At 57.3% G+C, this 22250-nt stretch carries 19 protein-coding genes and 2 pseudogenes; 9 read left to right on the top strand and 12 right to left on the bottom strand.

Features of this window, described 5'->3' with window-relative positions; genetic code table 11:
- Window positions 1–64 precede the first annotated feature (64 nt).
- Window positions 65–270 (bottom strand): annotated as a pseudogene (locus J6497_RS12180) (LysR family transcriptional regulator); the annotation flags it as partial.
- Between the two features lie 365 nt (window positions 271–635).
- On the opposite strand from J6497_RS12180, the gene J6497_RS41230 reads away from it, so the two are divergent.
- Window positions 636–1061: a sulfotransferase gene (locus tag J6497_RS41230; protein ID WP_312010283.1), complete on the top strand. Its 426-nt coding sequence runs from the start codon at window positions 636–638 to the stop codon at window positions 1059–1061.
- Window positions 1062–1216: 155 nt separating this feature from the next.
- Here the strand turns inward: J6497_RS41230 and J6497_RS12170 are convergent, their stop codons facing one another.
- The 10 genes and pseudogenes from J6497_RS12170 to J6497_RS12125 form a co-directional block, all read right to left on the bottom strand.
- Window positions 1217–3262, bottom strand: coding sequence for a carbamoyltransferase family protein (locus J6497_RS12170; protein WP_225704500.1), 2046 nt, complete (start codon window positions 3260–3262; stop codon window positions 1217–1219).
- A gap of 84 nt (window positions 3263–3346) precedes the next feature.
- Window positions 3347–4111, bottom strand: a pseudogene (locus J6497_RS12165) (sulfotransferase).
- A 409-nt stretch (window positions 4112–4520) separates the two neighbouring features.
- Window positions 4521–5309 (bottom strand): nodulation factor ABC transporter permease subunit NodJ, encoded by a 789-nt coding sequence (locus J6497_RS12160; RefSeq protein WP_225704499.1) that lies wholly within the window; start codon window positions 5307–5309, stop codon window positions 4521–4523.
- Between the two features lie 3 nt (window positions 5310–5312).
- The gene (gene nodI / locus J6497_RS12155) at window positions 5313–6227 is read right to left on the bottom strand and encodes a nodulation factor ABC transporter ATP-binding protein NodI (RefSeq protein ID WP_225704498.1); all 915 of its coding nucleotides are present in this window, start codon (window positions 6225–6227) and stop codon (window positions 5313–5315) included.
- Window positions 6228–6236: 9 nt separating this feature from the next.
- Window positions 6237–7946 carry a nodulation protein NodU gene (gene nodU / locus J6497_RS12150; RefSeq protein ID WP_225704497.1) on the bottom strand — a complete coding sequence of 570 codons (1710 nt, stop codon included), beginning with the start codon at window positions 7944–7946 and terminating at the stop codon, window positions 6237–6239.
- A gap of 42 nt (window positions 7947–7988) precedes the next feature.
- The gene (gene nodS, locus J6497_RS12145; RefSeq protein ID WP_225704496.1) at window positions 7989–8588 is read right to left on the bottom strand and encodes a nodulation methyltransferase NodS; all 600 of its coding nucleotides are present in this window, start codon (window positions 8586–8588) and stop codon (window positions 7989–7991) included.
- Window positions 8589–8612: 24 nt separating this feature from the next.
- Window positions 8613–9968, bottom strand: a complete 1356-nt coding sequence (gene nodC, locus J6497_RS12140; protein WP_225704495.1) for a chitooligosaccharide synthase NodC — start codon at window positions 9966–9968, stop codon at window positions 8613–8615.
- A 14-nt stretch (window positions 9969–9982) separates the two neighbouring features.
- Window positions 9983–10642 carry a chitooligosaccharide deacetylase NodB gene (gene nodB, locus J6497_RS12135; RefSeq protein WP_225704494.1) on the bottom strand — a complete coding sequence of 220 codons (660 nt, stop codon included), beginning with the start codon at window positions 10640–10642 and terminating at the stop codon, window positions 9983–9985.
- Window positions 10639–11271 carry a NodA family N-acyltransferase gene (locus J6497_RS12130; protein ID WP_283844416.1) on the bottom strand — a complete coding sequence of 211 codons (633 nt, stop codon included), beginning with the start codon at window positions 11269–11271 and terminating at the stop codon, window positions 10639–10641. The genes nodB and J6497_RS12130 overlap by 4 nt, the downstream gene beginning before the upstream one ends.
- Window positions 11268–11669 carry a response regulator gene (locus tag J6497_RS12125; RefSeq protein WP_225704576.1) on the bottom strand — a complete coding sequence of 134 codons (402 nt, stop codon included), beginning with the start codon at window positions 11667–11669 and terminating at the stop codon, window positions 11268–11270. Before J6497_RS12125 ends, J6497_RS12130 begins: the two co-directional genes overlap by 4 nt.
- Before the next feature lie 482 nt (window positions 11670–12151).
- Here J6497_RS12125 and nodD1 point away from each other — a divergent pair, with 482 nt between their 5' ends.
- The 3 genes from nodD1 (at window position 12152) to J6497_RS41225 (ending at window position 15819) form a co-directional block, all read left to right on the top strand.
- A complete protein-coding gene (gene nodD1 / locus J6497_RS12120; protein ID WP_225704493.1) occupies window positions 12152–13096 on the top strand; it encodes a transcriptional regulator NodD1 in 945 nt (314 codons plus the stop codon).
- Between the two features lie 776 nt (window positions 13097–13872).
- The gene (locus J6497_RS12115) at window positions 13873–14817 is read left to right on the top strand and encodes a LysR family transcriptional regulator (protein ID WP_225704492.1); all 945 of its coding nucleotides are present in this window, start codon (window positions 13873–13875) and stop codon (window positions 14815–14817) included.
- 873 nt (window positions 14818–15690) lie between these two features.
- Window positions 15691–15819 carry a hypothetical protein gene (locus J6497_RS41225; RefSeq protein WP_283844415.1) on the top strand — a complete coding sequence of 43 codons (129 nt, stop codon included), beginning with the start codon at window positions 15691–15693 and terminating at the stop codon, window positions 15817–15819.
- Between the two features lie 385 nt (window positions 15820–16204).
- Here the strand turns inward: J6497_RS41225 and J6497_RS12110 are convergent, their stop codons facing one another.
- On the bottom strand, window positions 16205–16366 hold the full coding sequence (locus J6497_RS12110) for a hypothetical protein (protein ID WP_225704491.1): 162 nt from the start codon (window positions 16364–16366) through the stop codon (window positions 16205–16207).
- Window positions 16367–16761: 395 nt separating this feature from the next.
- On the opposite strand from J6497_RS12110, the gene J6497_RS12105 reads away from it, so the two are divergent.
- The 5 genes from J6497_RS12105 (at window position 16762) to J6497_RS12085 (ending at window position 21678) form a co-directional block, all read left to right on the top strand.
- Window positions 16762–17475: a MerR family transcriptional regulator gene (locus J6497_RS12105; RefSeq protein ID WP_225704490.1), complete on the top strand. Its 714-nt coding sequence runs from the start codon at window positions 16762–16764 to the stop codon at window positions 17473–17475.
- A gap of 432 nt (window positions 17476–17907) precedes the next feature.
- Window positions 17908–19026, top strand: a complete 1119-nt coding sequence (hisC, locus tag J6497_RS12100) for a histidinol-phosphate transaminase (RefSeq protein ID WP_225704575.1) — start codon at window positions 17908–17910, stop codon at window positions 19024–19026.
- A 295-nt stretch (window positions 19027–19321) separates the two neighbouring features.
- Window positions 19322–20356 carry an LLM class flavin-dependent oxidoreductase gene (locus tag J6497_RS12095; protein ID WP_225704489.1) on the top strand — a complete coding sequence of 345 codons (1035 nt, stop codon included), beginning with the start codon at window positions 19322–19324 and terminating at the stop codon, window positions 20354–20356.
- A gap of 206 nt (window positions 20357–20562) precedes the next feature.
- On the top strand, window positions 20563–20994 hold the full coding sequence (locus J6497_RS12090) for a hypothetical protein (protein ID WP_225704488.1): 432 nt from the start codon (window positions 20563–20565) through the stop codon (window positions 20992–20994).
- Between the two features lie 393 nt (window positions 20995–21387).
- A complete protein-coding gene (locus J6497_RS12085; protein WP_225704487.1) occupies window positions 21388–21678 on the top strand; it encodes a hypothetical protein in 291 nt (96 codons plus the stop codon).
- The last annotated feature ends 572 nt before the right edge of the window (window positions 21679–22250 follow it).

Below are 22250 nucleotides of genomic sequence, written 5' to 3'. Positions count from 1 at the left end.
GAGTGGCGATATTGTCGGCAGCCTCCTTCGAGCGACGCATTCAAGGCTGGGTTGAACACTCCCGGGAAATGATGGAGAGCTGGATCTGCAGCAGAGCCTCTCGAATTGGGGCGGCGAGCCCTTCCGCACGCGATATCGAGACAAGTTCGGGCCCGTCACCGTAAATAGTTCATCGCGGAGTTAGGCGCGTAGCCAGGCGACGGCGGCGCTCATGGTCGGCTAGCTCAGGTTCATGCTGGGTGCCGCGGCGGTAAGGTTACGTTCGATCATCAGAGCGTCGAGCGCGACGAGCAGATTTAGATCATCGAGGCCCCTGAACGCATGATCTGGACTTATCCAGAGTGTGGATGCATTCGATCAAAACGATCGATTTATCAATTCTAGGAATGACGGATAGCAAAAAGCCACCTGGATAAATGAATTCAGGCATACCAGGATGGCTATTGATCTTTGCCCCGGCTCTGAGAAGAATTCTCAGGTGCACGGGTGAGCATCAACCGAGGCGCAAGTCCATTGCGGCCCCCTTCTTCGGCGGCCACGCAAGCTGCTTCACGTCACCTGCTTATCTCCTTAGAACTGAACCAACCCTCGACTTCGCCTTTGCTTTGCGAGCAATCGGGAGCTGCCGATTGCAGGTGCCAAATGCTTTCCGCGATCCGGCCAAATGGAGCGATCTCCATTGCACTCAGATCATAGGGAAGATGCCGACGAAGTCCTTCTCATATGGCGATGCTACGCAAGCGGTCACAACCTATGTGGAACAGCAGGGTTGCGGTTATTCTTTCAACCGGATGAAGGGTTTCGGGCGGCCGCTCGCTTTGTCCAGGCATAAGGGGGTGGAATCACGAGCCGGGGGTGTTAACCATTTGCCTGTGGTCTGCTTTCTGCTCGGCCTTCCCCGGTCGGGGACGACGCTGCTGGCGCATTTGCTCCAGCAGCACCCAGATATACTGGCCCGCCTGAGCCCTGGTAAATGTTGGCACGTGAGGCATTTGGCAGTCGTATCCGCCTTGTTGCAACAGCTCTTCGAAGCACTTTCCGGCATGTACCATGTCGAATAGAACTTTTGGTGCTGGGGCGCTTGCCGTCCAGAGCTGCTGCTGTGGCACAGCGCCCGAGACTGCAACCATGAGCCAGCCACCGGATATTCCGCCTCAGGGGCCCAGCTGCTCCCCGCATTTAGAGACATGCACACGGCCATATTCATGAGTGCCTGTTATGCTTTCTCCAGCATTTGATCGCAGTCTTGATGCGCGCGAGCAGCGTGCGAAGGATGCAGCCGAAGGCGACGTTGCTCCCATAATCCCCGCAGTTCCTTCAAGAGAGCTTCACGTCTAGCCTGATCGAACGTAGTTGTATCCAGGAGATCCCCGAGCACGGCTTCGCCCTCGATCAGCATCAGTAGATCGAACACATCCTGCGAAATACGCACCCTGTCACGGCTGGAGTGCCCCGTACGGATTTCGTACACCGTCTCCTGGCGATCTGGCGCTGTGTAAACGCGGACTCGATGGAGGCGTGCATAAGGCGGCAATGAAACCGCGAGCGCAGTCCAATCCTCCAACGTCGCCGCCCGCTTCTTCACGAGGAACGGGCCGACCACAAGTCCATCCAGCTCTGTCGTCAGAAATGTGGTAATCGCATCTACAACCGAATCGACGATCGGCTCGGCGTCGTTGTTAAAGGACGTACTGAGCAGAGCTGGGATGCCCGTCCGTTTCTTGAACTCATGAATAACCTCCCAGTAGGCGGGATTTGTCTTGTGCGATACTGTTTGCAGCCGCGCAGTACCGTCGACGTGCGTTACGGCGCCGAGCACGCTTTGCTTGGCGTCGCGCACGCGAACTACGAAGTTCATAAAGGGAAATTCGCGCGTACTGTCCGGGAGGTCGAAAAATTCGCTCGCATCCTCCTCCAGCACTGAAGGCGCGAACGGTCGATAGCCTTCGCGCTTTTTGACCATCGCGTTGATCCGGTCCTTGTTTGCGGCAGGCCGAGGATCGGCAAGAATGCTGCGGTTGCCAAGCGCACGTGGCCCGAACTCCGAACGACCCTGCACCCAGCCGATCACGGCGCCATTAGCCATCCATTCCGCTGCCCTACCTGCCACGTCGTCACTGCGTTCGACGTCAAGGTGTCCGGCCCATGCATTCAGTTCCCGCCCCACGGCGCGCTTGCTCCCGAGATCAGGACCCCAATAGACCTCCTGCAGCCGCTCACGTGGCGCGGGTCGGCCCAACTCGTTAGACATCATTAGTGCTGCGCCCAATGCGCAACCAGCGTCATGCGCCGCGGGTTGCACGAAGATGTCTTCGAAAAGCCCAGAATACAGCAGCTTACCGTTCATGGTGCAGTTGTGGGCTACCCCTCCAGCCAGGCACAACCGCTTCATACCGGTCGCCTCGCGATGATGCCGGAGAACGTGAAACACGATCCGCTCCAAGGCCTCCTGCAATGAAGCACTCACATCTCGATGCTGTTGCGTGAATGGCATTCCCTTTCGCCGGACCTGTATGCTCCGCAGTAACGTCGGACCGATTCGGTCGAGGTAGACGCGGTAGCCACCATTGTCTAACAGTTCGTAGAACTGCTCGAAGACCTCGCGATGGGGAGCCGGATCCCCGTAGGGGGCAAGCCCTATAACCTTGTATTCATCGAACAAGCCGTAGCCGAGATACCGGATCGTCTCGAGATAAAATAGCCCTAGAGAATTATTCTCCGGGAAAGTCGCAAGTTGGGCAACCTCGGTTCCAGACCCCAGGGCTAAGAGGCCGGAGCGAAAATCACCACCGCCATCTATCGCGAGGATTAGACTTTGTTCGAAGCCCGACATCGCAAAGGCGCTCACGGCGTGCGCCTGATGGTGACTTACGAAAGACACACGCGACGGGTCGACCTCGGTACCAAGCTCCAGAGCTAGTAAGCTAAGCATCAACAGTTTGGCATCCAAAGGAATGGAGACGTCCGGCTGGGACCCGAACTGGCCTTCGAGCATAGCGTTGCAATGGGCCTTGGTCGCGTGGAACGCGATACGATCGACATCGCTGAGCTGGATCCCTGCGGCTGCAAGGCAGCATTGTATCGAACGGCTTGGGAATTTGTTGGAGTGCTTGATCCGATTGAGGCGCTCCTCTTCAACGGCCGCTATCACGCATCCGTCCCGGACGAGCACCGCAGCGCCCTCGTGCAGAAATGTGTTCGAAAGCTCACGTGCATTTTCACAGATTTTGTCTAGCCCGCCGCTCACTCCTAAACAGAACATCTCATTCTCCATTTATCGTGACACGAAGGCCCAATTGACCTGGCTCAAGACCATTTCACCTGATTAGGCTGCACGATGGCGTGCCTATGCGAACGCCAACCAGTCCTCACCAACCTCAAAAAATTTCCCGTAAGGTCCACCTGCGAAGTGGCGCCGCAACTCATGAAAGTTTTCCACCGTTTGGTTCAGCGGTCGCGTTTCTTGGCGCTGAAGAGTGCGCCGACCAGAAAGCTGAAGTGCGGGAACCCCGAGGAACTGCCAAATCGTTACCAAGCAAGCGGCAGGCTCGCAAAGAACGCTCTCGTACTCGATCGCAAGCAGGTTGGCCGGCGCGAAGGAGTGCACGATCCGAGCGTGAAAATCGTCCGCGCCTCTTGAAGTAGGCCTCACAAGCGGTGATTGACAGTTTGACACGCGGCGGCGGAGCCGTGTCGTTTTCCGAACTGACCTTCAACCATTGACCGCTTTGCCTTGCCTGCACCAGCGATCGAAGTGATTCCAAAGTGTTTCTGCGAGGCACGAGGATAACCTTGAGACGTTCCCAACGCGCCAGCTCGGCAATAAGTCCGGACGATCGTGAAACTGCGGTTCGTTGATCTTGCAGCCAACATGCGTCACCTCAGTCTTGTCGCTCCGTGTGGGATAGCGCAGGTAGGCAAGCGCGAGAAGCTCGCGATCGCCAAGTCGCAGGCGATCCTTATCTGGCCAATTGGTGTCACAAGAATTGAGCAGCTCACCATTGGTCAGCACGTTCGGATGCTCGTTCAACAATGCTTCCAGATAGTGCGTGCCGGTCCTCGGCATCGCAAGAATCACAAATGGCTCGGGTGATTGTGTCGCGCGCGTCATTGCATGTGCCTTAGGTCGTGATGGTTCGGGCTTGGATCAGCCAGGTGGAGTCGGTCGAATCATGCTGCCGGCGTTCCAAAGCGCTGACAGATCGACAAAATGCCATCGAGGAGCTCTCGTAACGGGGGTAACGAGCGTGCTCGCAACGCATGGCCTGACTGTTGACGAATGCCAACGCGCGTGCCCTTATGTCCCGGTGCGGGGTGGAACAGGATACATCTCGGCGGTACCAACTAATGTTTTTGCCGGCGTCCACGGGTGCTTCACAATTGCGCTGTGGGACCTCGGCTTCCGTGTTCTGCTCTCGCCAAGTCATAGTACCCAAGCCGAGCACGCTCACCTCTAGGCCGCTGCGGTTCAGTTCTCGACACTGCATCGTGTATCGCGATCGCTTCTGCGGAATGTAGCGTTAACGCATCAGTCGCCGACGAAACAGCGCGATCGAGAGGAAGAATGGCAACACCGCGTACATGCAAAGCGCACCGATATGCAGGCCGATGCCGCCGGTCGGGAGCCCAAGCATCGCTGGACGGATAAGGTCGACCGAATGTGCCAGCGGCAATAAGCCCGCCACGTGCTGAAATGCGCTGGGCAGCTGGTTCACCGGAAAGACTGCGCCGCACAGGAACACCATGGGTGTGATGACGAGCGTCTGGTAAAACACGAAATAGTCGTAGCTGGGTGCAAGAGCTATGACGACCATGGCTAGACTCGCGAAGACGAAGCCAGTGATTGCGATTACTGGTATCAAGTAGAGGATGGATGCCCACGCTGCGTAGCCCAGCGTCGCGGCTACAATTGCGATTGCCGTTCCGGCCAGAACGGCTTTGGTGGCTGCCCACGCCAATTCACCGAGAACGATGTCGCCAAGCGTGAGCTGTGTGCACAGGATTGCTTCCCAAGTGCGCTGAGCATGCATGCGAGCAAACGCCGCATACATCGTTTCGAAAGTCGCGGAGGTCATGGCGCTAGTCGCGACAACCCCACCAGCCAGGAACGCGATGTATGAAGTGCCGTCAACGCGCCCAACAATAATTCCAAGGCCAAGGCCGAGGCCAAACAGATTGGTCATGGGATCGGCGAGGTTCCCGAGAACCGATGCAAGCGCGACTTTCCTCCACGCCAGAAAGTTGCGACGCCATACCGCGACCCAGTTGTACGCGTTGGCGGGCATGGCCGCGGCGTAACCTTCACGCATCGTTCATCTCTCCATTTCGCGCCCGGTCAGCCGCAAAAAGACATCTTCGAGATTCGGAGGACGCTGCAGAAGGCGTAGACCTGCGCGCCCGCGCAGCTGCACGAGCGCCTGCTCTGGATCTGTCGCATAGCAAAACAGCGTCTCGCCGCTCACTTCTATATGCCGCGCATACGGCCTGATCAGAGCAGATAGCTCGTGTGGATCGCCGCCATAGATCTCGATCACCTGACAGCCGATCTGCTCATCGATCAACTCGCGAGGCTTGCCTTCTGCGATCTTGCGTCCTGCCTCAAGCACGCACAGCCGATCGCACAATCGCTCGGCCTCTTCCATGAAGTGGGTGGTCAAGAGAATCGTCTTGCCTCGCGCCAGCAGCAATCGCAGGCGTTCCCAGATTAAGTGGCGCCCGTGAGGATCGAGACCGGTGGTCGGCTCGTCCATTACCAGCAGATGTGGGTCGTTGATCAGCGCACGCGCCAGCGTCAGCCGCCGCTTCATGCCGCCGGATAGTTCGGCGACGCGAGCATCCGCCTTGCTCTCCAGGCGAGCGAACTCGAGCAATGCTGGCACAACTGCTTGGACCTCGCGCGCGCTCATGTTGAAGTAGCGCCCGAATACCAGCAGGTTCTCGCGGACGGTGAACTCGAGTTCAAGATTGTCGAACTGCGGCACCACGCCGATGCGCATGCGTGCCAGCCGAGCACGCGCCGGCACGGTCTCGCCGAGCACCGTCATCTTGCCGCTGTCTGGCGCCACCATGCCGAGAACCATACGCGCAATCGTACTTTTGCCCGCCCCGTTTGGTCCGAGAAGGCCAAAGCACTCTCCCGACGCGACAGAAAAGGACAGCCCGTCGACAACGATCTTGTCGCCAAACGACTTCCTTACGCCGGTGAGGTCGATTGCTACGGTGGACATAGGTTGATCTTAGCCTGAAAGAAGCCGTTCGGCCGGCGATCGCTCACTTACGACCGTTTTGGTCCACAGCAGGCCGTCGCACCATATGTGTTCAACGCGTCCCCACTGGCAGGCTGCTGCGGCATCCGGGAAGAATCCACGTCCATGGTGGTTGGCACTCGTATTGCAAAGCAGCGGAATGCCCGTGAGCTTTTCATATTCGACGAGGAGCTCGGCGATTTTGTGCTGAGATGTTCTGGGAATGGTCTGCAATCGCGCAGATCCGTCGAGATGTACAACGGCGGGGATTCTGTCCCGCCATTCTGCCCGTGTCTGGTGATCGAAAAGCATGTAAGGATCTGGCGTTCCGGGGCTGAACATTTCCGGCGCACGATCCTCCAGGCATATCGGCGCCACTGGCCGAAAGTGTTCGCGAAGTTTGATGTCGTTGAGATGATCCTTCATTCCCGCCGATGTCGCGGCTGCGAGAATGCTTCTGCCACCTAATGCCCGTGGTCCAAGCTCGGCGCGGCCGGCGAGGAAAACCACGGGCTTGTTGCTCGCGAGAATGGTAGCAAGTTCACGCATACTACATGGCGCAGCGTCCCATTCGGACGAGACATCGCTGCGTATCAGGGCCGGGCCACTGTAGACCGACCATTGCAGCGGCACGAAGCCCTTCTCCGCCGCCATTGCGGAGCAAGCGGCACCGATTGCCGAGCCGCTGTCATTCGGAAAGGGCGGCACCCAGACATCATCGAACAGGTCGGTAGCACGTAGTGCACTGTTCCATTTGATATTGAGACCGCAGCCACCGGCTATGCACAAATTGCGCGGCCCCGGAAAACACGAATGCCGCTGCAAAGCAATGGCCATTTCCCGGATAACGAGACGCTCGAGGAAAATATGAAACGATGCAAGTACGTCTTCGGGCAGCTTGGCCTTCAATCGGAGCGCGCTCGCGTCGAAGAAGTCGTGCATGGCCTCAAGTGAGGACTCCGCGTTGTTGATCTCCGCACGGTAACGGCGAGCATGCTCCGTGTCGGCCGTAAAGCGCTCCTCGTAGAGCTGCTGAAACACCGCAACGATGTCTTCATCAACAGACCCGAGCGCGATATAGGCCATCAGCTTGCCGGCAACACCTAGGTCCCAGCTGGTGCGGCTTGCCTGCCTATAAGGTCCGAAGTGATGGCCCGCGACAGCATAAGCATGGCCTATGATCGGAAACAGGCACTCGATGAAGCGCGCGCCGCGGGGGTCTACGTAGTAGAGACGTGGAAAGATGCAGCCGTCCCATACCAGGCAGAAGGCGGGTTGTCCGGCTTTGGCGAAAGGGCTCGTGCAGTATGCGCCGGCCACATGGCCTGTGATATGGGGGTAGCTTTTATAAGGAAAGACCCTGCCGTCGAGCATGAGGTTAAAGCCGTCGCGCGAAGTGAGAAGGCCGTCGGCATGGCGTTCAACGTACGGCGCCCCTTTCAGGGTCATAGGTGCCGCCCCACTGAGGACCTGGAATTGCGACTCGACCTCCCCGTCCCAGCCGTCGATGACGAACTGATCAACATCCTGCGGATCCAGACCATGCTCCGCCAAAGCGACAACAACTGCGTCAAGATTGTCGATGGTTTGATAGCGCGGATTGTTGCCCCGTTTCTCCTGCTCGACGCAAAAGACCAGCCGTCCGTCCTCCACAAGAGCGATCGCCCCGTCATGCGTCAGCTTGATGCCGCAGATGCGCATAGTGTCTCCATCTCAAGGTCGGCAATTGGGTTTCATCGAAACTCAACTCGGATTCCGAAAGTAGACGAGCAAGCAGTCTTCGTTGGCCGACTCACCCTGGCACTCTACGCGCTCGACCTCGCTCAACATTTCATTGAGCATGGCGATGACCGTCTCGGCACCAGCAGCGTGCCCCCAACGCCTGCAGGCGGCATCACGCGCCGATCCGAAAACCAGATGCCCACCTGGCGCCAGCATCCGCATCAGATTGCGGATGACCGCGCGCATCTCGGTTATGTCTTCGAGGTAATAGAGAATTTCCGCTACGACGATCAGATCGAACAGCTCTGGGGTCGAGAACTGTTGAATGTCGGACGCTATCCACGTGATGTGCGACCACCTCTTCGTCCGTTGGCACGCTCGACCAATCGCTCGTGGCATAACATCGACCACTGTGAGCCGTTGGCAGTGGGGTGCCAGCATTTCTGTGAATGCACCGGCTGCGCACCCGACTTCGAGAGCATTTGTAATGCCCCCTTGGGAAAGCGACAGCCGGAGCATTTGCGTGTGACGCTCCCGCTCGAACGGATTACCGTCGAGCCGCCACGGATCGTCGCTAGACAGTTCCTGCTCTAACAGTTGATATTTCTTATCCAAGCTCACTTGTGCACCTACGTATGTTCAAGGTCACTCGCCGCTACAAATACTGTTCGACGTCACGAACCTCGAAGAACCGCGCGAAAGATCCGTCCTACGAATTGACCCAGCAATGGCCGAACCTCCTGTAGCATTTGATCCAGCGATCGGGTTTGGGATGACGACTTTTTTTTCACCCTCGTTTGATACCTTGGCAGACTTGCGCGACAGCCAATCGCTATTGCTCAACGTACACAAGGCATAGGCTTTCACGGGGAGTAAGAGAAAGATGTTGATGAGTGTGTGCAGTGCAAAGCCGAGAAATCGAACTTCGCGAGCGCGAAACGCTGCGACGCCGCAGCGAACCACGGTCATTGACGCGATGATTAGTAGTGGCCACCACGGCACTGTGGCTGTGAGCGCGAGCTGCGCGAGCGCCGTTAGCGATGACAGGGCGAGAAGTAGCGGGCCGATATTCTGTCCGACTACATCCAGCGTGAGATAGTGATCAAGTCCGGGCAACAGGCGCAGCCCAAGCAACGTGTCCCGGAAAGTGCTCCGTGCCCAACGCAGTTGTTGACGCAGATACGGCCCTAGCCTATCCGGAACAACTGTTGCCGCGATGGCGTCGGGAACGTACTCCGTTCGAAATCCTGCTTTCAACATGAGGATCGTGAGATGACGATCCTCACCAAAGTCGCTCGGCTTTCCTCGAAAAAATTGCGTCTCGTACTGACCTAGCAGCGAAAGGAGCGAGGACCGGCGATACATGGCACATGGGCCGCAGCAACACATGACGGCACCGAAGCGCGCCTGTGCCGCGCGCTCTTCGTTGCAAGCCAACCAGTACTCCATGTCGATCAGCCGGGTTAACCAGGTGTCGTTTCGGTTGCTCGCCGTCAATTGACCCATTGCCGCTCCGATCTTTCGATCTTGCATCTTTCGTGCAAGTTTCGTGACCACATCGGCGGCGATTATCGTGTCCGAATCGACGTTGAGCACCAAATCTCCAGATGATTGGCGTATCGCGGCGATCTGTGCCTTCCGCTTTCCGACGTTTTTTTCTAACAGAATGAAGTTGAACCTCGGGTCCTGCGCGTAGGTGTCGTGAACAGGTGCCACAGCGCCGAGATTTCCGGAACCGTCATCAACCACATAGACCTGCAGTTTTCCGGCGTAGTCTTGGCTTGCAATGGACTTCAGACACGCCGAGAGCGTGCGCGGGTCCTCGTTGAAGCAGGGGACGATGACATCCACGCTCGGCAGAGCATCCGAGTCGACCACGTCGTCCGATACGGATGAAATGTTTGTCCGCAGCGCATAAAGCACCTGTGCGCTTCTATAGACGGTCAAGAGCAGCGCATAAGACGAGATAGCGACAGTGCTGGTCGTGGCTAGCAGGTTCATAGGTCTCGGTTTGCTCAGTGAGGTTGAGGAAGCGAGCGGATTGAAAGTCCGCGGCCGTGCAATGCTGGAATCAGGCGGGAAAGCGCCAAGACGGTCTGGTCGCGCAGACGAGCATGAGTGGCCCGTCCCAACTCGCTGGGAGGACATCCGTCGTGCAAGAGCACGATTGCACCGGGCCGGACAGAGGCCAGCACAGCGTCGACAATCGCGTCAACGCCGGGACGAGACCAGTCTCGCGGATCTACCGACCAGTGCAGGGCAACCAGTCCAGCCTTCGCTGCCGTAGTGAGCACCTCTTCGGTCCAGATGCCATAGGGTGCACGTATGTGCCGCAGCGCGGCCTGGGGGCAGGCCATTCTGACGACCCTGCTCGCCGTCAGTATTTCGTGTTGCACTTCGGCGAGTTCGCATCTGGACAAGTCCGGATGAGTCATCGTGTGGTTTGCGACCTCGTGCCCTTCTGCGATCATTCGTCGGATTAGTTTCGGCTGGTCCGCCGCGTACGCGCCGATGACGAAGAAGGTCGCAGGCACTCGGTGTTCCGTCAGCACATCCAGGACATCCGGCGTACAATGTGGATTAGGGCCGTCGTCAAACGTCAGATAGACGCCGCGACTTTCAGTGCGGTCAGCGTATTCGCTGCGCGCTTCGCAGAAGTGGTCGAGGTGTGTCACAGCTCTGGCCCGTTCCGATCAATTGTCGTACCGGTCGGCCAATCGCTGATCGACTGTCCAATCGGCAGAACCAGGACAAGAACGTCCTCGATGCGCGTGGGCGAGAAGTTCAGATGCACATCCGCAAGGGTGGACCGCACGCGAACCCCAGAGATAACGGTCGCCAGACCGGGGCGGGCCAGTAACCTTGTAATATGTTCCTTCAGCGCATGACGAACCGTACCGAAGCCGAATGGAACGCCAAGCTTCTGCAGTACCGGATACATCACGCGCATTGAGTGGGTGATTCCGAGTCCCTCAAGATCCGGGCGTACCCCGTACAATCCTAGTTCGGCCACTAGTAGATCGACCTCTCCGACCTTGATGAAGCGGCGTAGTGCGCCGATATGAGCCGCTACGCCGCGCGCATCGTAGCCGATTACACGAAGCTCAGGTCTCGCGCCGGCCCAACTTCGGTCGTTTTCGAATGGTTTTGCATTGAATTCCCCGGTGGGACCATAGGTCTTTCGGAAGAAGTCGGAGAGTTCGACATGCTCGGCGAGGCTTAGTTCATTCTCCCAGGCCACCCTCCACCGCACCCGAGAGCGCATGGTCAGACCTGTCGTAGAGCTGGATACGGCAATATTCATGATTGCCTCCCATGCACAGTCTGGCTTTTGACGGTGGACTTGATGCCCGCGAGCAGTTCGCTATCGATGAATGGCTTCACCAGGGAATAGGAAACGTCGGCTCGCAGCGCCCGCAGCCAGTGGTTGTCGCCGGGACGGCTCGTGAGCAGAATGGCGGGATTGGCCTTTCCGGATGCTGCCAGATGCTGGTATAGCTCGAGCCCGGTCACTCCGGGCAACTGCATATCCGCGATCAAGCAGGCCGTGCTGACAGGACGGTTGGATTTCAACAACTCATCTGCACACTGGACAGGCTCGGGCTTGTCGCTTGTCGAAAAGAGCACGCCTGTTCGCGCTTCACGGACCGATGCATTGTTATCCACGACGGAGATTACGTCGAGCGTATGTGGCATTCGCATCAGATCCACTGGGGATTTCTCCTGCATTTTCCGTACGATTCGACTGCTATCGACACGCGATAAATTTGGCCGGGTCGCAAAGACATTTGGCGCCTGCAATCGGCAGCTTCTTAAGGCGAAGTCGAGGGTTGGCTCAACTCTACGGAGGTAAGCGGCGAATATAGATACGGTTGGAAAAGCTATACGAACGTTTACCGGTAGTGAGCGCCGACGCGACCTGCGGCACGCTTGTCGCGTCAAGCCACTGCGATGCAGCTTGTACAACCCGTTGAAAACTCTGGCCGGAGTAGACATGCGCTTCGCTCGCCGCTCGGGGTGCAGCTGAGACTTTTTCGCGGACGCAGAGCAAAGACTGGTAACCATTCCTGATATGCCCGACTTTTATTTGTCCCGACCGACGGCTTTGCTATCCGCCATTCCGCAAAATTGGTAAAATCGATTGTTTTTATTGAACACATCCACAGGATGGATAACTCCACGCCATGCGCTTCAAAGGCCTTGATCTAAATCTTCTCGTCGCGCTCGATGCTCTGATGACCGAGCGTAGTCTCACCGCGGCGGCACGCAGCATCAACCTGAGCCAGCCGGCCATGAGTGCGGCCGTCGCCCGGCTACGCGCTTATTTCCGCGATGAACTATTTACGATGAGGGGCCGAGAGCTTGTCCCAACACCACGAGCGGAACGGCTCGCCGCACCGATTCGCGAGGCTCTGGTGCACATTCAGCTCTCCATTATTTCCCGCGACACGTTCAAACCAGCCAAATCGAATCGCCGCTTCAGGATCCTCCTTTCCGATTTCATGACACTGGTTTTTTTTCGAAAGATCGTGGACCGTGTCGCCCGGGAAGCTCCCGCCGTCAGCTTCGAATTTCTGCCATTTGTCGATGAGCCCGATGAGCTTCTCCGGCGCGGTGAAGTCGACTTTCTTGTCTTACCGGAATTGTTCATGTCGAGCGCGCATCCTAAAGCGACACTGTTCGAGGAGACACTCGTGTGCGTAGGCTGCCCCACGAACAAGCAGCTGTCACGGCAGCTTACGTTCGAGAAATACATGTCAATGGGACACGTTGCGGCCAGGTTCGGGCGGGCGCTGAGGCCCAACATTGAGGAATGGTTCTTGCTTGAGCACGGTCTTAAGAGACGCATCGAGGTCGTTGTGCAGGGCTTTACCATGATCCCGCCTATGCTATCGGGGACTGAGCGGATAGCGACGATGCCCTCAAGGCTGGCCCAGCATTTCGCAAAGACGATGCCGCTCCGGATCGTCGAAACTCCGCTCCCGCTTCCCGCATTCACCGAGGCCATCCAATGGCCTGCCCTTCAAAATACTGATCCGGCAAGCATTTGGATGCGGCAGATATTGCTGCAGGAGGCGTCCCGCATGGCTTCTCCGCGTGAGACTACCCGAAATCGCAGGCGCTGCTAGGTTTTGCCCCAGGCGTCTTACCACCTGCTCTCGGCGTCTCTCCAGATGCTTCAAGAGCACCTGGTCGCTCGGGCCGATCTCATTGTCCTGCAATGCGGCAGGTTCGCCATCTTCTGCATGCAGAAGAAATGCTGCAATTCGATCTCAGCCGCAGCGCGCGCGAATTGGCGTGCTTGAGTGCCGCTTGATCAACTAGCGATTTGATCTTTTCTTCTCGCGCCCGCGCCTGGCAGGACCGCCGCAAGATATTCTCGGAACTAGCCGGAGAGCGCAGCGGAATGGCTTTTTCGCAATTGCGGCGGGCTGCATTTGGCACCTGTGTTCGCGAGGCGGCCCAGATATTGCGAGAAGATGCATTTTGCGAATGAAATGATGTTCGGCCACACCGATGAAATTGCTTGAAGCGCACGCTGCGTCAGGTTGTAGGCTTGCAAACGACGACCAAAGCTACGACGCGGGGCGTCGATAGCGCATCTGCGGCGTTATTGGCGTAACGGTGCGCAACTGCGCCCTGCTCTCAACGGTTCACACTGATCTATGTGGTGCTACGCGCGATAACTGAGCGCACCAAAGGCCCGACTTCACAAGCGCGGGCGACTACCACGCCCAATCGCACGCTCCGTTGCGCAACCAATATGCTTGCGACCGAGTACGAGGGCCTTCTTCGCGATCACGCGGTAACCCAGAAGGAGCCTAACTCGCGCGGGGAGACTGGGACCATCATAGACGTAACCGTTGTTGCAAAACGCAAAGGCTTTCAACGGGGGTAAGACGACATGCGTTTCAAAGGCCTTGATCTAAATCTTCTTGTTGCGCTCGATGCTCTGATGACCGAGCGCAACCTCACCGCGGCGGCACGCAGTATCAAGCTGAGCCAGCCGGCGATGAGCGCTGCCGTCGCCCGGATACGCGCCTATTTCCGCGATGAACTATTTACGATGAGAGGCCGGGAACTTATCCCAACACCGCGTGCCCAAGGCCTCGCCGCCCCTATTCGCGAGGCTCTGCTGCACATCCAACTCTCGATTATTTCCCAGGACGTGTTCAATCCTGCCAAATCGGATCGCCGCTTCCGGATCCTCCTTTCCGATTTCATGACAATCGTATTCTTTCGAAAGGTCTTGGACCGTGTCGCACAGGAAGCCCCCGCCGTCAGTTTCGAATTGCTGCCACTCGCCGATGAGAGCGATGAGCTTCTCCTGCGCGGTGAAGTCGATTTTCTTATCTTGCCGGATTTGTTCATGTCGAGCGCGCACCCTAAGGCGACATTGATCGAGGAGAGACTTGTGTGTGTCGCATGCCGCACGAACAAGCAGGTCCCATCGCAGCTCACATTCGAGAGATACATGTCAATGGGGCACGTTGCGGTCAAGTTCGGGCGTAAGAGACAGCCCTCCATCGAGGACTGGTTCTTACTCGAGCATGGTCTCAAGAGGCGCATCGAGGTCGTCGTGCAGAACTTTAGCATGATCCCGCCTGTCCTATTGGACACTGGCCGCATAGCTACGATGCCCTTGAGGCTGGTTGAGCATTTCGAAAAGACGATGCCCCTGCAGATCGTCGCACTTGCGCGGTCCTTTCCCGCATTTACCGAGGCCATCCAATGGCCCGCTTTTCACAATAGGGATCCGGCAAGCATCTGGATGCGGGAGATATTATTGGAAGAGGCGTCCCGCATGGCGCCTCCGCCTGAGGCCACGCCAAGATCCAGGGGCCCCTAAATTCACTCAAAGCGTCTCATCGTCCACTTCGCATCAATCCGGTTACGCCAGATCCTTCGTGAGAACCGGCCCTCGCTCATCGTAAGCGCGGATTCTCAAAGAGTGCCACATGCCTTATGGTCGGACGCATATTCCAGCCGCCTCCCGCGCGTCAAATATTTGAGCTCCTCTCGGCTTGACGCCATTGCTCTCTCGAGCTCGATGGCGACAATTTGCGTAGCAGCCTGTTGCAAATGGCTATCGAACGTGCCACACGCGCAACGGTCTCAAGCTAGCAGTCGGGCCTGCTCGAACAGCAGAGACCCTTCGTCTCCTCGGAGTTCATGACTTCCAGGGCTGCGCCGGTCCCTCGGACCGATCTCCCTCCCCCGCAATGTCTTGACGACCTACAGGAGGCATGAACGCCATCTCCCGCCCAAGGAAGAATGCTTCATGATTACAGTGCCCGCGCTCACCGAAGTCCGCTTCGGCAAGACGGCAAAGATGTGCGATGCAAACCAGGGCCTTCCCTGATCGTGCCCAGCCGTTTGCTTTATGCGCTCGGCCGTCGTGCCCGGCGCCGCTCAGCGTACTGAAGGTCCCAACCGCCGTGCCGCGCGCCGATCTCCGCCCCCGACGTTTGGCGACCCTTCACTTGATGCCAGGCGCGGCATTGGTGCACACACCGCAAATTCGCTGCGTCTCACCGGAGGGCCCATCAAGCAACTGGAGTCTGCCCGGGCCGTGATCGACCAGCATCTCATCAATCTACTCGCGATCCTGATCGACTCCGGCGATCGCCTGCTGGCGCTTCACCTTCGCTGATCCGCAATGAGCATCTTGATTGCTGCAATTCCCATATCGAGTACCTCAAGCAGCGCATCGATCTGCAAAGTGACGGGACCGATCAGCGAAGGCAAGCGCGCGCGCCAGCCGACTCCATTGCTCACCGAACTTGCAAGCGCGCTGATATCGGCAGAACTCGACCTTCGCCAGCAGGGTGGCGAAGCACAGTGGGACTAGCGAATCGGCCCAGCTGCGCTCAGCGCACTGCCATCGATTAAATTGGGAGGGCATTGCCCGCGCGAGCGGGCTATTATTTCGTATACCATGCGCGAGCATGTCGGATAGCGTCGCCGCTGTCCGATCACGTACCCCCTCGCGCCATGCCTCATCTACCGTGTTCCGATCCGTTGTGACCCGAACGCAAAAGACCAGCTGCCGCTTTGCGATAGACGTTGAGGCACCTGGAGCCCAGCCGAGAAATGCTGATACTGTCGTTGTTGGATCAGCATCGGCTGCCGATCACCGCTCGTGACGGCTCCGCGCTTTCTTGCAGCCACGGCTCAGAATAGCGGCGCCCCGAATGTGAGTATCCGTCTTCTTCGTCCGGCCAATCCTGCTGCACCTAGGCACTGCGGGTGCTCGCAAATTGTTCAGAGAACAGTTGGCCGATATCGCCCGAGCAAAGCGCGACTGTGTTGCGCAACGGCATCACTTCAACGCATACCACATCTTCATCGCTGTACGCCACCGGGTCTGTCTTCTTTTGGCCAAACGTCTTAGCCACGTGCGGCCGCCCTAGCGCGATGATAATCACGGAGCCAAATGTTGCAGCAATACAGCGGTGTCTACGATCTGAAGACCTCACGGTCTTGGGAGCATTTTTAATGAAGCAGTCGCGGCTTACCGTCTTCTATGCGCACTCCTGAAAATCGAACGGCAATCGCCACGCTTGTTCTGAAACGTGCTGTCGCCGGTGAGGCCGAGTTGGCGTCCTGATGAATTTGATGGGCGCCATTGCCTCTGCCGCTTGATCAAGCGCGCTCTGAGGAGAGCACGCACCCTTGCTGGCGCCAGACGAGGACTCTAGCGGGCGCCTGAATCGAGGAAGGTTCATGTAGACCATTGAAATAGCTTGATTCTCACGCGACGTCAGGTTGTAGGCTTGAAAGATGGAGAACCATGACAAAAGCTACACCACGAAGGCGTCGATGGCGCATTGGCGAACTCGCAGAGGCTACCGGGGTGACGGTACGCACTCTGCATCACTACGAGCACACGGGCTTATTACGTGCGTCGGAGCGCACCGACGGCGGTCACCGGATGTACGACCGCGAAAGCATCAAACGAGTCGATCAAATTCGAGCGCTACGTGAGCTTGGCTTCTCGCTTCACGAGATCCGCAGAGCGATTGACGGCCAAACCTCGCTTACTGACCTATTGCGCAAGCATCTGGAGAGGATCGAACTTCAAGTCGCGCGCGCAACCTTGGTGCGAGACCGTTTGCGCAACATGACGACGGACCGTGAGACACATGTCAGTGTAGATGAGCTACCTGCCACGCTAAATGCAATGTCGCGTGTTGAGGAACGCGCTCAGGAGCTCCGATGCACATGCGTCATAGACGCAGATCGAGAGGAGCGGTGGCGGAAGGTCCGCGACGAGCTACGCGATTGCGTGGATCGGGGCGAGGATCCCTGCAGCGAACGGGCAAATGCTGTGGCGTTTCAAGCACGCACCCTAATCACTGAAGTCGCAGGATTTGATTCGACCGTTTCAACGATACTGAAGGTTTTTGCGCGATTGAGCGCGCCACGTAATATGGCTGGTTGGGATCCCAGCCTAGTGCAGTATCTCGACCTCGCGCTTGCCGCCTTGAAGGATGAACCACACTGAACCTGCCCGGCATAATGCGTGCACCACTGCCTTGTTCTCCATCTAGATGAGAATGATGAGTCCTTTAGCGCCAGGCAGCGCGCCGGTTGTGGTTCGCGTCAGATGGTTGCGGACCCGTGGTGCTCTTCTCGGAGTTTTGCATCGTCGCTCCTTCTTCGAGACGCGACTTTGGACACATTCATGAGACGAGTCTCCCGAATGGGCTTGAATCGTACGTAGCGTCAAATTGTAGGATCTGCGTAGGTGGCCGCAGTCCCTGGCAACACGATGCAGGGACAGCTCTGATTAGCGGGACGGGAGATTTGGATGGCCGCCGCCCTTGCTGGTCCTAGCAGAATTCGAACTCTCTCCTCCGACCAACTGCCTGCCTGCCTGACCGACTGCCATGTTGATAATTGCGACTGCCCTCGGCGGTTCAAAAGGGAGAACACTATGACGGATGCAAAATTGCAAAATGTGCTCTCTTCTCTTTCGCAGGCGGCGAGACAGTTAGATGCTCTGCCGTCCGGCCGGCCGGCGCCGGATGCTAGTTACGTCAAACTAAACACGAACGAGAACCCGTTTCCCTTGCCAACAATCGTATGGCAAAGCGCAATTGCGGCGCTTGAGCGGCAGTATCTGTATCCAGAAGATGACAACATTAGCCTGAGGGAAGCAGCTGCCAACGCCTACGGCGTCCCGACGGATCATGTGATTGCCGGCAATGGTTCATCTGAGCTTCTCGGGCTCATCTACAGAGCCTTTCTTGCCCCGGGCGACAGCGTGGCAATGTTGTCGCCAGGATTCTCATTCAACCGCAAACTTGCTGTGATGCAAGGCGCTCAACTTGTTGAAATCAGATGTAACGAGCCTCAGTCCTTGCCGATAGAGCAATTGCTCTTTGGGCCCGCAAAAGATGCCAAGTTCGTTCTATTAGCTAATCCGAACAATCCGACCGGAACGTTCATACCGGTCGCCGATATCGAACGACTCCTGGCCCAATCGGACGGCCTGATCGTCTTGGACGAGGCGTATGTCGACTTTGCGCCTGATAATGGCCTACGCCTCCTCAGCCGTTATCCGAATCTTCTGCTCTTAAGAACACTTTCGAAAAGCTATGCCGCCGCCGGCATTCGCATCGGCTTCGGCTTCGGCCATCCCGAGCTCATTGGGAGGCTTCGTAACATCCAGAACGTGTTCAACATGAATGTGGTCGGTCATGCGGTTGGCATCAGCATTCTTGCCCACCGCGCCGTCTACGAAGAGAACCATAGACACATTAGGCATGAAAGACAGCGAGTTGCGACCGCACTGTCGCAACTTGGATTTTCGGTAACGCCATCCCAGGCAAACTTTCTGTTAGCGCGTGTGCCTGCGGGGCACGATGGTAGATGGTGGCAGGCCGTTTTGGAACGGCAACGGATACTTGTTGCCTTCCTTCCCGATAAAGGTCTTGAAAGTTGCATCCGCGTTAGCATCGGGACAAAGGCGCAAATGGATGCGTTTCTGGCTGCCGTCAGTGATATTTCTGCCAGTTTAAAGATGGGAAGATCGCCAGTTGAGCAGCGTTAAGATCTGCTTTTGCGTTACGCAGGCGAACGTATCATGGGAGAGACAAGAGCGTTGCCGCCAATGGCGGAGATCTGCTGTGACTGAGCAACGAACAGTGGCAGGCGATCGACCCTCCTTACCAAGGGTGCTTAGGCGTTAAGGGGAACGGACAATCGTTTCGTGTTCAGGGTGACGAACAGCAGCAGAGGAGAACCCAATGTGTGGCCGCAATAGAAGACGTCGGCGTCTTTGACCGGCTCAGATGCCGGCAATAATCGGACTTCCTTCCTTCACACCTACAATTGGAGACAATCGAGTGAAAGACGTCATTCCTTCAAAACTCACTTTCGGCATCTTCGATCACCTGGACGAGGACGGCCGGGACGTCGCGCAGCAATACGCAGATCGCCTCGTGCTTGCAGAGGCCTACGATCGCCTCGGCTTCTATGCATATCATGTGGCAGAGCACCACTGTACGCCGCATGGGAGAGGTCCGTCGCCGAATTTGTTCTTGTCGAGCGTCGCGCAGCGCACACGGCAACTTCGTATTGGGCCATTGGTGATGCTGCTTAACCTCTATCATCCGCTGCGCGCGTTTGAAGAGATCTGTATGCTCGATCACTTGAGCGGTGGCAGGCTTGAGGTGGGTATCGGACGCGGCTCTCTTCCGGTTGAATTGGGCTACTTCGGCATCACCGCTGACGCGGCGCCAAACCGTTATGAAGAAGCCAGCGAAATCCTTATCGGTGCTATGAAAGGAGAAACGCTATCCTATCACGGACACCATTTTGAGCTAAATAGCGTACCATTGACGCTAAAGACTCTTCAGCGTCCAAGGCCGCCGACATGGATTGCCACCAATCGACCCGAGTCCGCGGCTTGGGCCGCTGCCAATGGCGCAAATCTCGCGTGCGTAGGCCCCTCCTCTGCTACCCGCAAAGTTATGGATGCATACCGCGCTCATCGAGAGCCTAACGGCGACGCTCACGATCAAACGTCATTTCTTGGATTGCTCCGCATGGTCGTGATTGCGCGTTCCGACACAGGTGCTCACTTGCTCGCGGCATCTGCTTACGAACAATGGCTCAAAAGCTTCAAGTTCCTTTACGAGCTCAATGCCATCCCGACACCACCAAGCCTGCCGCTGACCTTCGATGCGGCAATAGAGAGTGAATTGTGCGTCGTCGGCTCGCCCGCGTCTGTGCGACAAATCCTTCTTAATCAGCTGGAAGAGGCGGGTGCCAACTACCTTCTTTGTCAACTCGCATTTGGAAATCTGCCATTAGATGCTTCCCTATGCACCGCAACCGCAATCCAATCCGAACTCATGGGTGGACTTGGCAGACAATGATTCGTTCGTCGGAGTTTGGAGATCAAACGTTCTGACTGAGCTGCTACCCGCTTCCCGTACAGTCGGCGCGCACTGACAGTAAGCGGACGCGAGCGCGCAGCATGCGCTCACGATCAACGAATCGTCCATGGGTCGACGAGGTGCGCTGTTGCCGCGATCGGGCAGCGCACGCTTTTTTAGCCACCACACCTACGGAACACTGACTAATGACGAACGACCGTTTGGCCATAAGCTTGGCCCTTGCATTATTTCTGTTGGCGAGCTTTCCTGGAGCCGAAGCCCGCGCGGAGGAGCCTGCGTACGCACGACTGAAGGCCGGCGCGGTGATCAGTACCGGCGACGTGTTGTCAGGCGAGCTCTACGCGTTGCGCAAACGCGATGCCGGCAACCGCATGAATGTCACCTACCAGATCATCACCGCCCCGCGACGGCTGCCGGAGCCGAACGCGCTGTGCAATCTAGAGACCGGACCGGTGACGTTTCAGCTTCTCACAACCGGTGAGGAGCACGCCAGTCAGCTGAAGCCACTGGTCGGCAAGAGAATCTCGGTGAAGGTCGACGAAATCGCCTGCGCTGAGGATGCTGGGCAGATGAGCGAAGCGGTGGTCAAGAGATGGAGCCTGGTGAGACAGCGGTGATCTGTTAGAGCATCCACTGACCATGTTGCGGCGTATCGCGCCGCAACGAGTAGTCGCGGAACTCGTCTTCACCATCGCGGATACGACCAGCGTGGGGCACGGATCCGAATCTAGAAAACGCGCGAGGCACGGCATGGGCGCCCGGCCAGGCGCCCGCAAATGCGGTCCCGAACTTATTGCCCAAGTCGACACATCGGTCCCATAAATTGGCTTGACGACCTGCTTGTGACGTCCGCGCAACCTTGAGCTGCAATGCGCAGAATGCGCGATGAGCAAGCTACCACCGCGACCGCCCTCTTCATCCACAAAACTTCGGATTGCCATAGCAATGCCATTAACCGAGCTATCAGGAGCGTAGATGCAGTCTCATCATTCGCCAGAGGAGAACCGTAAGTGCGCGTTAGTCCGTATTTCGAGGAGATCAAGGCTCGCGCGCTGCAACTGCTAACTAGTTTTCGGCCCACCGCGACAACAATTCCTCGAATCAAAGGGGAAATCCGACAGGCCGTGCGCGGCGCACTCAGCCAAGCACGCGACGAGATGTACAAGCGGGAGTGTCCTGACATCATGGCGTCGCGAGCGGAACGCGTCGCTGCGTATCGGCGCACTCGCTTCAACGTCGGCAACTTCGCGCGAGCAGAGCGGGAAATTCGCACGCTTATTTGGACGTGGCTGCGCCACTGACGGTGGCGCCCTTATTTGCGCAGCGCTCGTTATCGGGAACTCTTACGTACATTGCAGCGTTTTGCACGGACGACATCAACTCGCGCGAGCCTCGCACCATTGCATCATTTGCATATTTGAGATGCGGCACCCATCTGTTGTATTTGCATCTCAACGACGGACTCTAAAACTAAATGGACGTAGATGACGATAGCGAGGTTTTTCGTCGACAGACTTTGCGGGCATCGTGAGAGACAACAAATCCAATCAGGATCGTCGCCTACCAGTTACTTCAGGCGCGAGCGGAACGGACGCTACCTGCTCGGCGAATTTGTCCGCGACCCGCCAAAGCGCGTGAAGGCGCCGAAGCGAGACGCCAACATCTCGCGATTCTCTCGATTATTGCAACGGGATCCGGCATTACGTCGAAGTGCGCCGCGATAGTGTTCGAGCGCTGAACAAACGTTTTCACGATCTCGTTCGGCTCGCCGAAGGACGCAGGAATGCCGATTTCAATCACTACTACTGACGACGAGGAGGACCATCACCGTGTCCGAGCGGCGAATAATTATAGCAGGCGACTCGATCGCGAG

This window comes from Bradyrhizobium cenepequi, from assembly GCF_020329485.1.
Classification (GTDB): Bacteria; Pseudomonadota; Alphaproteobacteria; order Rhizobiales; family Xanthobacteraceae; genus Bradyrhizobium; species Bradyrhizobium cenepequi.
Note: the sequence above shows the minus strand (reverse complement) of the source record. Positions and strands in the feature narration are given on the sequence as shown.

Coding starts and splice junctions, on each gene's coding strand:
- J6497_RS12170 (WP_225704500.1), bottom strand. CDS start 3,262: ATGTTCTGTTTAGGAGTGAGCGGCGGGCTAGACAAAATCTGTGAAAAT.
- J6497_RS12160 (WP_225704499.1), bottom strand. CDS start 5,309: ATGCGTGAAGGTTACGCCGCGGCCATGCCCGCCAACGCGTACAACTGG.
- nodI (WP_225704498.1), bottom strand. CDS start 6,227: ATGTCCACCGTAGCAATCGACCTCACCGGCGTAAGGAAGTCGTTTGGC.
- nodU (WP_225704497.1), bottom strand. CDS start 7,946: ATGCGCATCTGCGGCATCAAGCTGACGCATGACGGGGCGATCGCTCTT.
- nodC (WP_225704495.1), bottom strand. CDS start 9,968: ATGAACCTGCTAGCCACGACCAGCACTGTCGCTATCTCGTCTTATGCG.
- J6497_RS12130 (WP_283844416.1), bottom strand. CDS start 11,271: ATGAATATTGCCGTATCCAGCTCTACGACAGGTCTGACCATGCGCTCT.
- J6497_RS12125 (WP_225704576.1), bottom strand. CDS start 11,669: ATGCGAATGCCACATACGCTCGACGTAATCTCCGTCGTGGATAACAAT.
- nodD1 (WP_225704493.1), top strand. CDS start 12,152: ATGCGCTTCAAAGGCCTTGATCTAAATCTTCTCGTCGCGCTCGATGCT.
- J6497_RS12115 (WP_225704492.1), top strand. CDS start 13,873: ATGCGTTTCAAAGGCCTTGATCTAAATCTTCTTGTTGCGCTCGATGCT.
- J6497_RS12105 (WP_225704490.1), top strand. CDS start 16,762: ATGACAAAAGCTACACCACGAAGGCGTCGATGGCGCATTGGCGAACTC.
- hisC (WP_225704575.1), top strand. CDS start 17,908: ATGACGGATGCAAAATTGCAAAATGTGCTCTCTTCTCTTTCGCAGGCG.
- J6497_RS12090 (WP_225704488.1), top strand. CDS start 20,563: ATGACGAACGACCGTTTGGCCATAAGCTTGGCCCTTGCATTATTTCTG.